At 62.9% G+C, this 14,336-nt stretch carries 8 protein-coding genes; 6 read left to right on the forward strand and 2 right to left on the reverse strand.

All coding sequences use genetic code 11. The annotated features are described in order from the left end of the window. Positions 1–73 precede the first annotated feature (73 nt). A complete protein-coding gene (locus tag JKL46_RS04205) occupies positions 74–4,948 on the reverse strand; it encodes a malto-oligosyltrehalose synthase (RefSeq protein ID WP_201830160.1) in 4,875 nt (1,624 codons plus the stop codon). Beyond that, complete coding sequence (treZ, locus tag JKL46_RS04210) at positions 4,945–6,762, reverse strand: malto-oligosyltrehalose trehalohydrolase (RefSeq protein WP_201830161.1); 1,818 nt, start codon at positions 6,760–6,762, stop codon at positions 4,945–4,947. The genes JKL46_RS04205 and treZ overlap by 4 nt, the downstream gene beginning before the upstream one ends. Before the next feature lie 251 nt (positions 6,763–7,013). Between treZ and glgA the strand changes: the two genes are divergently transcribed. The 6 genes from glgA (at position 7,014) to urtE (ending at position 14,321) form a co-directional block, all read left to right on the forward strand. Continuing rightward, positions 7,014–8,540, forward strand: a complete 1,527-nt coding sequence (glgA, locus tag JKL46_RS04215; protein ID WP_201830162.1) for a glycogen synthase GlgA — start codon at positions 7,014–7,016, stop codon at positions 8,538–8,540. A gap of 278 nt (positions 8,541–8,818) precedes the next feature. Continuing rightward, entirely contained in the window at positions 8,819–10,075 is a 1,257-nt protein-coding gene (urtA, locus tag JKL46_RS04220; protein WP_201830260.1) for an urea ABC transporter substrate-binding protein, read from the forward strand. A gap of 69 nt (positions 10,076–10,144) precedes the next feature. Beyond that, positions 10,145–11,734 carry an urea ABC transporter permease subunit UrtB gene (gene urtB, locus JKL46_RS04225; RefSeq protein WP_201830163.1) on the forward strand — a complete coding sequence of 530 codons (1,590 nt, stop codon included), beginning with the start codon at positions 10,145–10,147 and terminating at the stop codon, positions 11,732–11,734. Next, a complete protein-coding gene (gene urtC, locus JKL46_RS04230; RefSeq protein ID WP_201830164.1) occupies positions 11,731–12,867 on the forward strand; it encodes an urea ABC transporter permease subunit UrtC in 1,137 nt (378 codons plus the stop codon). The genes urtB and urtC overlap by 4 nt, the downstream gene beginning before the upstream one ends. A gap of 3 nt (positions 12,868–12,870) precedes the next feature. Next, entirely contained in the window at positions 12,871–13,623 is a 753-nt protein-coding gene (urtD, locus tag JKL46_RS04235; RefSeq protein WP_201830165.1) for an urea ABC transporter ATP-binding protein UrtD, read from the forward strand. A gap of 2 nt (positions 13,624–13,625) precedes the next feature. Beyond that, complete coding sequence (gene urtE / locus JKL46_RS04240; RefSeq protein ID WP_201830166.1) at positions 13,626–14,321, forward strand: urea ABC transporter ATP-binding subunit UrtE; 696 nt, start codon at positions 13,626–13,628, stop codon at positions 14,319–14,321. Positions 14,322–14,336 lie beyond the last annotated feature (15 nt).

A 14,336-nucleotide genomic window follows, 5' to 3' on the forward strand; every position in this document is an offset into this window, starting at 1 on the left:
TGCCGCTGCTTCTTCCAGAAGACCTCATTATGGGGCAGGCCCCGGTCCGGACCAGAAGCGGCCGGGCCCTTCGTCAATCTCGACCGCCTTCGCCGTCGACAAGCCTGAGCACGACGAGGGGGAACTCGCCCGTGAAATCCGACATCCGGTTCCTGTCTCCCGCAATAAGAATTTTCTCTCCGGTCAGCACGTTCCGCCATTCGCCGTGCGGCAGGCTGACTGAAATGTCCTGCCAGCGGGACGAATCGAAGATCGGGTCGTCAGCCTCCGCCGGGAGAGCGGACCAGAAGCGCGGTGCGATCATGACGAGCGCGTCGGTGCGGTGCCGTCTTGCATAGCCGATGATGTGCGATGCCCGCGCGCCCTCGATCGTCAGAGGCTGGTAGTCGCCTTCGGCATAGAGAGCCGGGGAGCGCGACCGGTCGTGCAGAAGCGCCCTATGGACATGCTGCTTGATGCGTCCGTCCGGCCAGGTGCGCATCAGCTCGTCGAGGGACGCGCCCGGCTTCAACGCTCCGCTCCGCACGTCGTAATCCACCGGACGCCGGTTGTCGGGATCGACGAGCGAAAAGTCCCAGAACTCGGTGCCCTGGTAGATGTCGGGCACACCCGGCAGCGTCAGCTTGAGCACCGTGCGCGAGAGACTGTTCAGCATACCGAGCACGGAAAGGCGCTTGGCCAAGGGACGGAAGCGTTCGATGAATGGGCCCTTCGGGTCGAGCACGGCCTGCAGCAGCGTGAGGGCTGCCTGTTCATAGGTCTCGTTCGGATGCACCCAGCTCGTATGCCGCTTCGCCTCGCGCAGGGCCTTCATGAGATAGCCCTCGATGCGCTCGCGGAAGGAGGCGAGCTGCTTGGCGTCGGTTCCTTGCAGAAGCGCGAGCGGCCATGCACCGAGAAGCGCTTGAAGCAGAATGACCTGATCGTTGGCATCCGGCGCCGTGCTGTCGCCCAGGTTGGACAGGTGAGAGGAGGCAAGCTCTCGCCAGAGAGCGAGCGCCTCCGACCATTCCTCCGGCAGTTCGGAGAGAGCAAGCAGGCGCGCGCGGGCATCCTCGCCGCGTTTGGTGTCATGGGTGGTCGTTGCGATCATCCCATGCGGCCATGCCCTGGCGCGCTCCGTGTTGGCGTGATGGAAAGCCTCCAGCGAAAGCCCGAAATGGCCGGGATCGCCGCCCACTTCATTCAGCGCGATCAGGCGGCCGTAGCGATAGAACAGCGTGTCCTCAAGGCTCTTCGCCATGACCGGACCGGTCAGCTGCTGAAAACGCCGGCGGAAGCGGCGAACATCGTCCGGTGAAGCGGTCTCGATCCGACCCAACAGTGCCGCCGCCACGAAATCGTGCACGCTGAGATCGGGGAGGGTGCTGTTCTCCTGAGCGGCTGCGATCGTCGTCTCGATCAGCTGTACATCCTCTGGTGACGGCACTTCATCTCGTATGTAGCTGCGGTAGATCGGAAACGCGACGATGATCTCGATGAGCGCCCGACGTAACGCAAAGAGAGTATAATCCCGAGTTAGACGGCTGGCATCGGCGATAGCCTTGATGTCATAGGCCAGAACCTCGAGCTCGCTCGCGAAATTGTTCTCGGTGATCGCCAGCTTGGCCTCGTCGAGAAGCTCGTCATAGGAACCGGATAGGCCGGATGCTTCCCGGTAGATCCGCTCGAAAGCCTCGCTTGCGCTGGAATCGACCAGCACGCCGTCGATCACGTTCAGCACATCGTAGCCGGAGGTTCCGGCGACTGGCCAGGGGCGCAGCCTCTCGCCCGGCTCCAGAATTTTCTCGACCGCGACATAGAAGCCCGGGCCGACCTTCCGCTGCAGGACACGGGCATAACCCTCCGGGTCGGCCAACCCGTCGATATGATCGATCCTCAAGCCGTGCACATGGCCCTCTTCCACCAGACGCACGATCAGCTCGTGCGTCTTCTCGAAGATCTCAGGGACTTCGACCCGGATTCCGGCCAGGCTGTTGATATCGAAAAAGCGCCGGTAATTGATGTCGCTCGATGCAACGCGCCAGTAGGACAGACGATAGGCCTGTGCCTCCAGAAGCCGGTGCAGGGCATTGAAGCTCTCAGGATTCCCGGGTGTGCCGTTGAAGAGGATGAGCGCGCGGTCGAGCGCTTTGCGTAGAGAGGGCGAAGCGGACGCGATGCGGGCAAGGTCCTGCTTCAGCACTTCGCATTTTTCAGGCAGGGATGTGCCATCCTCCCGCAATGTCGGCTCCGCCATCGCGCGCAGTCGCTCCGTCAGGCGACGAAGTTTGCCGGCATCGGCGGTGCCGACGTCGGGCGAAGCAAGAGCCTGATCGAGCAAAGCCGGATAGGTGAGTGGGGAGATCGGAAAGCGATGCTCCCAATGCCAGACGCTGAAGCTGCCCTCCTTGGCATCGAATTTCAGCTGCAGCTCACCTCTCTCCAGAACCTCGCCGTAGAGCCCGCCGAGGAAGGGGACGATGAGCTTGCCATCGGCACCGGGACGCTTCCAATCGATGTCGAAGGCCTTGGCGACAGGCGAAAGCTGTCCCCATTCCAGCACCGAGAGCCACCAGCCGTTGTCCTGGCCGCCGACGCCCATGTGGTTCGGCACGATGTCGAGCAGGAGCTTGAGGCTGTTCTCCTTCAGGACCTGAGAGAGACGCAGGAAGCCCGCCTCTCCACCGAGCTCCGGGTTGATGACGGCATGATCGACGATGTCGTAGCCGTGGGTCGAGCTGGGGGCCGCCTTCTGGATCGGCGAGGCATAGAGATGGCTGACGCCGAGCTTTGCCAGATAAGGCACGATCTTCACGGCATCGTCGAAGGTGAAGTCCTTGTGAAACTGCAGTCGATAGGTGGCCCGCGGTGGAGGACCAGAAAGGGTGTTGCCCCGCGCGTGCAGATCGCGGCCCTCTTCCGCCAGCACCACGGCGAGCCTAGCCATCAGGCTTCCGGGCGATGCAATCGCCTCGACCGTGCGCGACAGGCGCCTGCGCCAGTTCGGGTGGCCGGCATCCATGCCCGGCATGTTCGGCTGATTCAACTCGCCGGATGCGTCTTCGATTTGGAGCGCCGTGAGAACGGAGGAGGTGCGGGCGAGGTAGCGCACCGTCTCCTCGATCGGCGGCAGGTCCGGAACAAGGCCCGTGGCGAGAAGGCCCTCCTCCGCCAGCGCCTTTGCGAAGTGACGCTTGTCGGCCGCTCTGGCCACACGCTCGTCGGCAGCCCTTGCTGGATCGAAGATGGCGAGCGTCTGCCGCAGATCGATATCGAGGCCCTGCCACCAGCCGGGGAGGGTCGGCAGGTCGTGGGTGGTGACGACGGCCATGGCCGATCGCGGATACTCGTCCGGCTTCTTGAACGCCGAGCCCATGCGTTCGAACGGCAGGACCCGGTAGCTCAGGACGCCCGATGCCATGATGGCATCGGAAAAACCTTCCGGCGCGGTGCCGAGATCTTCCGCGATCACCAGGCACTGCGCGCGGTGGCTCTCCACGCGCAGCACGGCGAGCATGGCTTCGAACGGGTAATCCACATAAGCGCCCTGCGAGGCCGGCGCGCCGGAGGGGATCAGGAAAAGGCGCTGCAACTGGAAGGCATGGTCGATGCGGATGGCGCCGGCATGGCGCATGTTGGAGGAGACGAGATCGCGGAAGGCGGCGAGGCCTTGCTCCTCCAGGGTGAGGGGATTGAACGGCGGCAAGCCCCAATCCTGTCCCTGCGGCCCAAGAGGATCCGGCGGCGCTCCTGTCGAGAGTTTCGGGGCGTAGCGCTCAGGCGTCGCCCAGACCTCGGACCCGCCGCCATCGGCACCGACGGCAAGGTCGCGATAAAGCCCGATGGGCAATCCGGCGGCGCGGGCCTGCTCGGCCGCCTGCGCAAGCTGATGATCGGCCAGCCATTGCAGCCAGGCATGGAAGGAGATGCGCTCCACATGATCCAGGCGAAAGCGTCGGACAGCCACCGAATGGACCGAGCGATATTCCTCCGGCCATTCACCGAGCCAGAATCGGCCCTGCTCGCGAAAGTGCTCGGACAGCGCTTCGAAACTCGCATGCGCCTCCAGGGCCTCGCCGCCTGCGCGCCGGAACGTATCAAAGGCGGGATGGTCGCCGGATCTCTGGAAATGTGTCCAGAGCGTATCGAGTAGGGATCGCTTGATCGCCCAGACCTCACCATAGTCGATCAGCTGTGCGCTGCGGAGACGGGCGAGGCGCGCCTGCACAGTGGGATTGTCAAGGAACTCGGCAGCGCCGCTCTCGGCGAAGCCGTCCACCTTCGTCGGGTCGATATAGATCGGCTCCAGGAAAAGCCGCGAGGAGGGTGAGTAGGGCGAGATCTTCGAGCGGTCCGAGGCGAAGAGCGCATGGACGGGGCTAAGGCCGAGGAAGGCGCCGCCGGCATGGGCGATGCTTTCCGCCGCCAGCGTCACATCGGAAAAGTCGCCGATGCCGAAATCTCGTTCCGAGCGCAGCGAATAGACCTGCGCCGTCGCGCCCCAAAGCCGTGCCTCGCCCTTCAGCGCCTCCGGCTCCCAGCATCGGGCGGGAGCGGTGATGATCGTCGTCTCGGTCTTGCCGAGCCGCAGGCGGTGATAGCCCATCGGCAGGGCCGGGATGTCGAGAGTGGCCTCGCTTCTGCCAAGGCGGCCTTCATGGACCGCACCTTTCTCTTCGATAAGGATCCAGTCCTGCTCTCCGGGAGGGCTGCGGAACGCGATCGTCGAAGGCTTCTCCGCGTCGAGCGTGATGACGGCCGGAACCGGTCCCGTCTTCAGCCGCTCCAGCCGCTTCACGGAATCCATTGCTCCCTGTTCGGACATGACATCGAGACCGAGAGCGGCGAGCATGGCCCTGCGAGTCTCTGGCGCCGTCGCGACGGTCTTCCCGAACGCATCGGTGTAATCCTGGGAAATTCCCACAAGCGCGGCCATCCGCTCCAGCAGAGCGTTCAGCTTGCTCATGCCGATGGTCCTTTCGCCACGATGGCCGTCCAGGGTGGGAGAATATTCTCGCCTGCAGGATCGATGCCGGGGCTTGCCCAGAGGATGCGCGCTGAAGGATCCCCATTCATCTGCATGGGAGTGTCGCCGAAATTGGCGATCATGTGCAGTGCTCCGGCCGAGAAGGTCCAGGTTACGTCCAGTGCCTTCTCTGGTGAAACAGTGTAGCGCGAACCCTGATAGTCACTCTTGAGGAGTGGGATGATCTCGCGGCGCCGCAGATCGAGGAACTCGCGGGTCCGCGCGAGGGCTTCTCGATGCGGGGACCGCTCCGGCTCCGACCAATCGATCCTCGAGCGTTCGAATGTCGCAAGATCTGTCGGATCGGGTATCCTTTGCGACATCTCAGGGTCCGCGAAGGCCTTGAAGCGCTTGAACTCGCCGCGACGGCCATCTCGCACAGCTTTGGCAAGATCAGGTTCGCGCTCGAAATCGACGAAAAACTGGAAGGGCGTCGATGCCGCCCATTCTTCGCCCATGAACATCAAGGGGATCTGCGGCGCGAGCAGGAACAGGGCCTGAGCCATGGCAAGGCGCTCCTGCGGGATCAGGTGCGACAGGCGTTCGCCAAAGGCGCGGTTGCCGATCTGGTCGTGGTTCTGGAGGAAGGCGACGAAGGCCGCTGGATGGAGATGGCGTGAAGGTTCGCCGCGGGTGACACCGTTCTTGTGCGGCGACGGATCGCCCTGATAGGCGAAGCCCTCCGCAAGAGCTCGCCCCAGATGGTCGAGCGGCTTGTTCGCATAGTCCTCATAATAGCCTTCATTCTCTCCCGTCAGGAGAGCATGCCAGGAATTGTGAATGTCGTCCGCCCATTGAGCCGTATGGAGGCTCACGCTTCGGTCCTGCTCGCGGCCGAGCCAGCGCGCCTGGTTGGCTTCGTTCTCGAGGACCAGATGGACATGGCGGTGCTTGATATTTTGCCGGATGCGCGTTGCAAGTTCCTCGATGAAGTGAGGTGTCCCGTCATCGGTGATCGCGTGGACAGCATCGAAACGCAATCCGTCGATGCGATATTCCTCCAGCCAATAAAGGGCGTTGTGGAAGAAGAAGTCGCGCACGACGCGGCTGCCTTCGCCATCCACGTTGATGCCCGCACCCCAGGGGGTCGGATGGCGCTCCGTGAAGAAGCTCTTGGCGTAGGCGTGCAGATAATTCCCCGAGGGGCCGAAATGGTTGTAGACCACATCGAGGAAGACCATCAGGCCAAGCTCGTGTGCACGTTCAATGAGGCGCTTGAGGTCGTCCGGGCTGCCATACGCTGAATCGGGCGCGTAGGGCAGAACGCCGTCGTAACCCCAGTTCCGCTTGCCCGGAAAGTCGCCGATGGGCATGAGTTCGATAGCCGTGATGCCGAGGTCGCGCAGGAACGGCAGCTTCTCGGACAGGCCGGCATAGGTGCCCTCCGGGCTCGCCGTTCCGACATGCACTTCATAAAGGATTGTCTCTTCCCACGGTCTGCCGATCCACGATGTTTCGGACCACGCATAGGAGGCGGGATCGACCACGAGGCTGAGGCCATGAACATCATCGGGCTGAAAACGGGAGGCGGGATCGGGCACGATTAGGTTGCCGTCGATCCTGTAGCCGTAGCGGCTTCCGACGCGTGCCTCCTTCGATACGAGGCGATACCAGCCATCCTTGGCCGCATCGAGAGAGTGTTCGGCACCGTCCAGGACAAGGCGCACATCGCCGGCGGTCGGCGCCCACAGGGCAAAGCGGACGCCTTCGGAGGTTAGCTCAGCCCCGAAGGGCATGGAGTGAACGCACCGCATCTGATCTCCGGGTACCGAGGAAAGCACTTGCGAACGGACATGTTAAGGCAAGGTTCCGGTGCAAATCAAAAAAACAGCCAAGCTCGAATTTGCTGCAACATTGCTGCGCCATCAGAGTACGGTTTCTACTCAGCTTGACCGCACTGCAAAAAAAAGTTGAAATTTTTTCGGAACACTTCGCAGGTGCAGCGAGTTAAAGGCGCGACTGCCTATGGCGCGGGGGTCGCTGGGGATTGCGCCGCTGAGCGAACATGCTGGACTCTTTTCAACTGGAAGCCGCTTCGGCTCTCCCGACGACGGCGCTTGCCGAATTGCAGGGTGGCGTCCAGGCGTCCATTTCCGTCAAGCGGCGGCAGTCCATTCTTTTCGTGACATCCGAGATTGCAGACTACATCAAGGCCGGCGGCCTCGGTGAGGTGTCCGCGGCTCTGCCGCGAGCACTGCGGCATCATTACGATGTTCGCATCCTTATCCCCGGCTACCGTCAGGTTCTGTCGCAGATCGGGCCGGTCGAAGAGATCGCCCGTTTGCCGGCGTCGTTCGGTATTCCCGCCTGCGGCCTGGGGCGCGGCAACACGCGGGATGGTCTGACCGTCTATGTTCTGCTCTGCCCCGAACTTTATGACCGCGACGGCTCACCCTATGTGGACGGTTTCGGCGTCGATTGGAGCGACAACGACGTCCGCTTCGCGCGCCTCGGTCTCGCTGCGGCCGACATCGCCTGCGGCAACGGCGATCACCTGTGGCGCGCGGACCTGCTGCATCTCAACGATTGGCCGTCCGGCCTGGCATCGGCTTACCTCGCATGGCGCGGCAAGCAGATCCCGACGATCCTGACCATTCACAATCTGGCCTATCAGGGTCTTTTCGACCGCAGGCGCCTTTCGCATCTCGGGATTCCCGATGCCGCCTTCGACATCAATGGCGTCGAGTTCTACGGCAAGCTCTCCTTCCTCAAGGCCGGCATCTATTACTCGTCCCATATCACGACGGTCAGTTCCACCTACGCCAATGAGATCACGCAGCCGGAATTCGGTTGCGGCCTTGACGGCCTCCTGAGGACATGCGCCGAGCAGGGCCGCCTCGACGGCATCATCAACGGTATCGACGCCAGCTGGGATCCGAGCAGCGATCCCTATCTGGTGAGCCCGTTCTCGGCCGATAACTGCGGCGGCAAGCGCGCCAATGCCAGGAATGTGCGCAGGAATTTCGGGCTCGCGCTCTCGAATGGTCCGCTCTTTGCTGTCGTGTCGCGTCTCGTGCACCAGAAGGGCGTCGATCTGGCGATCTCCGCGGCCGAAACCATCGTCTCGCAAGGCGGTCAGATCGCCGTCATCGGCCAGGGCGAGCCCCGGTTCGAGGCCGAGCTGGAAGCCTTGGCGCAGCGCCATCCCGGCTCCGTCGGCGTGAAGATCGGCTATGACGAAGGCGCGGCGCGGCGCATGTATGCCGGCAGCGATTTCCTGCTCATGCCCTCGCGCTTCGAGCCTTGCGGGCTGAGCCAAATGTATGCGCAGAAATTCGGCTCCCTGCCCATTGCGCACAGAACGGGCGGGCTCGCCGACACCATCGAGGATGGCGTCAACGGTTTCCTTTTCGGCGAGCCCTCGCTCAGGCGCTTCAAGGATGCGATCAGCCGCGGACTCGAGACGTTCCGCTCGCGCTCTCGCCTCATCACCATGCGGCGCGCGGCCATGAAGCGACCCCATGGATGGGATCGGTCCGCATCGCGATACCAGGAAGTGTACGAGCGCGCGTGCCGGAAAGCCTTCGCATAGCGCTCACGCGTCGCGCAGCACAGTTTTCCATCAAAGCGATGAATCTTCTCGCTGCAATGCAACGGAGTTGCAGCCTCATTCTTGAGCCCGTGCCGCTTTTTGAGGCACGGCCCAGCTATGTGCGTCTCTTCGTTCGACGAGACGCAGCTTCGCCGTCTACGGCATGATCTGAAAACAGCTCTGGCATGGTTCTTGCGTAATGCCCCGTGTTGCACCTGAAACAGGGCGGCCATGGGAGAGGATCTATGTCGATGTTGAATTTGACCCGCAGACACCTGATGGCGCTGGCTTCCGCCGCGCTGGTTTCCGGCGCGGTGATGGGAACGGCGCAGGCGCAGGAGACCATCAAGGTCGGTGTTCTGCACTCTCTGTCCGGCACGATGGCGATCAGCGAAACGACGCTGAAGGACGTCATGCTGATGCTCATCGAGGAGCAGAACAAGAAGGGTGGTCTGCTCGGAAAGAAGCTTGAGGCGGTTGTGGTCGATCCGGCCTCCAACTGGCCGCTCTTCGCCGAGAAGGCCCGTGAGCTGATCAGCCAGAACAAGGTTTCCGCGGTGTTCGGCTGCTGGACCTCCGTGTCGCGCAAGTCCGTGCTGCCGGTGTTCAAGGAACTCAACAGCGTCCTCTTCTATCCCGTCCAGTATGAAGGCGAGGAGAGCGAGCGCAACGTGTTCTATACCGGCGCTGCACCGAACCAGCAGGCCATTCCGGCCGTCGATTATCTCGCCAAGGAGGAGAAGGTCGAGCGCTGGGTTCTCGCCGGCACCGACTATGTCTATCCGCGCACGACCAATAAGATTCTCGAAGCCTATCTGAAGTCCAAAGGCGTGAAGTCCGAGGACATCATGATCAACTACACGCCTTTCGGCCATTCCGATTGGCAGACCATCGTCGCCGACATCAAGAAGTTCGGAGCCTCCGGCAAGAAGACCGCCGTCGTCTCCACCATCAACGGCGATGCCAACGTTCCCTTCTACAAGGAGCTCGCCAACCAGGGCGTGAAGGCGACGGATATTCCGGTCGTGGCCTTCTCGGTCGGTGAGGAAGAACTCGCCGGCATCGACACCAAGCCGCTCGTCGGCCACTTGGCCGCCTGGAACTACTTCCAGTCCGTCGAGACGCCCGAGAACAAGGCCTTCATCGAGAAGTGGAAGACCTTCACCAAGAACCCGAAGCGCGTCACCAATGATCCCATGGAAGCGCACGTGATCGGTTTCAACATGTGGGTGAAGGCAGTGGAGAAGGCGGGCAGCACGGATCCCGACAAGGTGATCGACGCCATCGTCGGCGTCGAGGTCCCGAACCTGACCGGCGGCACCTCGAAGATGCTCGCCAATCACCACATCACGAAGCCGGTTCTCATCGGCGAGATCAAGGACGACGGGCAGTTCGAGACCGTGTCGCAGACCGACGCGCTCGTGCCCGGCGATGCCTGGTCCAAGTACCTCGACGGTTCGAAGGACCTGATTGCCGACTGGAAGGACCTCAAGTGCGGCAATTACAACACCGTCACGAAGAAGTGCGGCGCCTGATCGCCTGACGAAAACGAGGACGGCTTGAAAAAGCCGTCCTCGCCTTGTCCTCCGTTCGAAGTTGATTGCATGGCACGCTTGCGCAGCATTCTGCAGGCATTCGTTCTGCTGACCGGCATGGTGTCCGCCGCCACGGCCGGGCCCTACGAAGACGCATTGCCGAAATTCGCCGCCGACAGCTATTCCGACACCGAGGCCGCCATCGGCGCTGTCGCCGGCAGCGGACACCCTCTCGCTCTGAAGCTGGTCGAGACCCTGCGTGACGGGCGGCTGATGATCGCGGGCAGCCAGGTCTATATCCGCGATGCCGACGGCAAGTCTGTCGATGCCGCAACAGGCCAGGCCGCGGAGCCCGCTGCCGGCGCCAAGGCTGTGCGCCTCAACAACCGCGTCCGCCGCGCCATCGAGGCCGCGCTCGGCGGCATGACCCTTCTCAGCCCGGATGCGGGAACCCGGCTCGACGCCGCCCGCGCCGTTTTTCGCTCGCGCGATGCTGCCGCTCTCCCGACGCTTGAACAAGCCATTGCGAAGGAGAGTGATGGCAACCTGAAGGGAGCGCTCGAGAGCGCCCGTGCCGCGATTCTTCTCAACAAGGCCGATGCGCCCGCTCCCGAAAAGCTCGCCGCCATCGAAACCCTTCGTGCCCGCGGCGACCAGGACGCCCTCGCGCTTCTCTCAAACCTGCCCGCCGGCACGCCGACCGAAGTCACCGAGGCTGCTGCCAAGGCCGCGGAGGGGATCCGCAGCCGGCTTGCGCTCTGGAACGCCGTGCAGAATGTCTGGTACGGCGTGTCCCTCGGTTCCGTTCTCCTGCTTGCGGCCATTGGCCTCTCGATCACCTTCGGCACCATGGGCGTCATCAACATGGCACATGGCGAGATGGTGATGATCGGGGCCTACACGACCTTCATCGTGCAGGAGCTGATCCGCACGCAGGCACCTTATCTGTTCGGCGCCTCGCTGTTCATTGCCTTGCCGCTCGCCTTTCTCGTCGCCGGTTTGATCGGCATTCTGATCGAGCGCACGGTCATCCGCTTCCTTTACGGGCGCCCCCTCGAGACGCTACTTGCCACCTGGGGCATCTCGCTCATTCTGCAGCAGGGCGTGCGCACGATCTTCGGTCCCACCAACCGCGAGGTCGGAACGCCGGCCTGGATGAGCGGTGCGCTGGAGATCGGAGGCTTGAGCCTCACTTATAACCGCGTCGCCATCGTGATCTTCGCCTTTTCCGTCTTCGCCATCCTCCTGCTCGTGCTGCGCTATACGTCGCTCGGCCTGTTCGTGCGCGCCGTCACGCAGAACCGGCGCATGGCGGGCTCCATGGGCATTCGCACGAGCCGGATCGATGCGCTCGCCTTCGGCCTGGGCTCAGGCGTCGCCGGCATTGCGGGCGTGGCGTTGTCGCAGATCGACAATGTCAGCCCCAATCTCGGGCAGGGCTATATCATCGACAGCTTCATGGTGGTCGTGTTCGGCGGCGTCGGCAATCTCTGGGGCACGCTTGTCGGCGCCATGACCCTCGGCATCGCGAACAAGCTGCTCGAACCCTATGCCGGCGCCGTGCTCGGCAAAATCGTGCTGCTCATCGCCATCATCCTCTTCATCCAAAGGCGTCCGCGCGGCCTCTTCGCGCTCAAAGGCAGGGCGGTCGAAGCATGACAAAGCGAACTGTGCTCGACCGTCAGAGCATCGTCGTCCTCTGCCTGTTGGCAGCGGCTGCCATCCTCGTTCCTGTTCTCAACGTCGCGGTGGATCCTGGATCGCCCTTCCACCTGTCCGACCATCTGGTGCCGCTGCTCGGTAAATATATCTCTTTCGCGCTGCTCGCCCTGTCGGTCGATCTCATCTGGGGTTTCTGTGGCATTCTCTCGCTTGGCCACGGTGCCTTCTTCGCGCTCGGTGGGTATGCCATGGGCATGTATCTCATGCGCCAGATCGGGCCGCGCGGCGTCTACGCCGATCCGATCCTTCCCGACTTCATGGTGTTCCTGAACTGGAAGGAATTGCCTTGGTTCTGGCAGGGCTTCGACTGGTTTCCCTTCGCCATGCTGATGGTTCTGCTCGTTCCGGGAATCCTCGCCTTCGTGTTCGGCTGGTTCGCCTTCCGCTCGCGTGTCACGGGCGTCTATCTTTCCATCATCACGCAGGCCATGACGTTCGCGCTGATGCTCGCCTTCTTCCGCAATGACATGGGGTTCGGCGGCAACAATGGCCTCACCGACTTCAAGGATATCCTGGGTTTCCCGATCCAATCGTCATCCACCCGTATCGTCCTCTTCGTCCTCTCGGTGGCGGCACTTGCCGGCGGCTACCTGCTCTGCCGCTGGGTGGTGACGTCGAAGTTCGGAAAGGTGCTCGTGGCGGTGCGCGACGCCGAAAGCCGCACACGCTTCCTCGGATACCGGGTCGAGCATTACAAGCTCGCCGTCTTCACGCTCTCGGCGATGCTGGCCGGCGTTGCCGGCGCGCTTTATGTCCCGCAGGTCGGCATCATCAATCCGAGCGAGTTCGCGCCGGCCAATTCCATCGAGATCGTGATCTGGGTGGCCGTCGGCGGACGCGGCACGCTCGCCGGCCCGATCATCGGCGCGCTGTTGGTCAATGCGGGCAAGACCTGGTTCACCGGCATGCTGCCGGAGTTCTGGCTCTTCGCGCTCGGCGGTCTCTTCGTCTTCGTCACGCTGCTCATGCCGCGCGGCATCCTGGGAGCGGCGAAGGATTTCTGGGAATGGGCGAGACAGCGAATGCGATCGCCCGCCGCGCCCGAGCCCGTCTCTCAGGCGGCGGAGTAAGCCATGAGCGCACCCATCACGCCCGCCTTGCTCTATCTAGACAATGTCTCAGTGTCCTTCGACGGTTTTCGCGCGCTCAATGCGCTGTCGCTCGCCGTCGATCACGCCGAGATGCGCGCGATCATCGGACCGAACGGCGCCGGCAAGACCACGATGATGGACGTCATCACCGGCAAGACGAGACCGAACGAGGGCACCGCCCTGTTCGAGGGAACCCACGATCTCACCGCGCTGGACGAGGCGGCCATTGCGGAACTGGGCATCGGCCGCAAGTTCCAGACGCCCACCGTGTTCGAGATGCATAATGTCGAAGACAACATTCTTCTTGCGCTCAAGGAGGATCGTTCGCCCTTCGCGACGTTGCTCTCGCGGCGAACGGCGAGGGAGCGCGAGCGGATCGATGCGCTTCTGGAACGGGTCCGGCTCACCGGCCAGCGTTACCGCAAGGCAGGGGAACTATCCCACGGTCAGAAACAATGGCTCGAGATCGGCATGCTGCTCGCCCAGCAGCCCAAGCTCCTGCTGATCGATGAACCAGCCGCTGGTATGACGGACCAGGAGACCGCCGATACGGCCGATCTCCTGCGCGACATCGCCAGAACCCAGGCGGTGATCGTGGTGGAGCACGACATGACATTCGTGCGCGACCTCGACGTGAAAGTCACATGTCTTCATGAGGGCTCTGTTCTGGCCGAGGGAACGCTCGATGCGGTCAGCGCCAACGAGCGTGTGGTGGAGGTCTATCTCGGGCGATGACGATGCTTGCAGTCGAAAATCTCTCCCTGCATTACGGCGCGGCGCAGGCCCTGCGCGGCGTGTCCGTGTCTGCCTCCCTCGGCGAGGTCACCTGCGTGCTGGGCCGCAACGGCGTCGGCAAGACCTCGCTTCTGCGCGCGATCGCCGGGCATCGGCCGATATCCGGCGGAAACATCCTCTTTGAGGGCCGCGACATTGCGCGGCTGAAGCCCTTCGAGCGCGCCGCGCTCGGCATCGCCTATGTGCCGCAGGGCCGCGAGATCTTTCCGCTCCTCACCGTCAAGGAAAATCTGGAGACCGGCTTTGCGCCGCTGAAGCGTGGCGAAAAGACGATCCCGGCGGAGGTTTTCGAACTCTTCCCGGTGTTGAAATCCATGCTTGGCCGTCGCGGGGGAGACCTGTCGGGCGGGCAGCAGCAGCAGCTTGCCATCGGGCGCGCGCTCGTCACGCAGCCGCGCCTCCTCGTGCTCGACGAGCCCACGGAAGGCATTCAGCCCTCGATCATCAAGGATATCGGGCGGGCGATTACCTACTTGCGTGATCGGAAGGATATGGCCATCCTCCTGGTCGAGCAATATTTCGACTTCGCCCGCGACCTGGCAGACCGGTTTGTGGTGATGGAGCGCGGCGAGATCGTCCAGCATGGCGACCGCTCGGCGCTTGAGGGAGATGATGTACGTCAGCGCCTGGCCATTTGAAGCCGCCTCCCAGCT

Source organism: Microvirga zambiensis WSM3693 (assembly GCF_016735695.1).
Classification (GTDB): domain Bacteria; phylum Pseudomonadota; class Alphaproteobacteria; order Rhizobiales; family Beijerinckiaceae; genus Microvirga; species Microvirga zambiensis.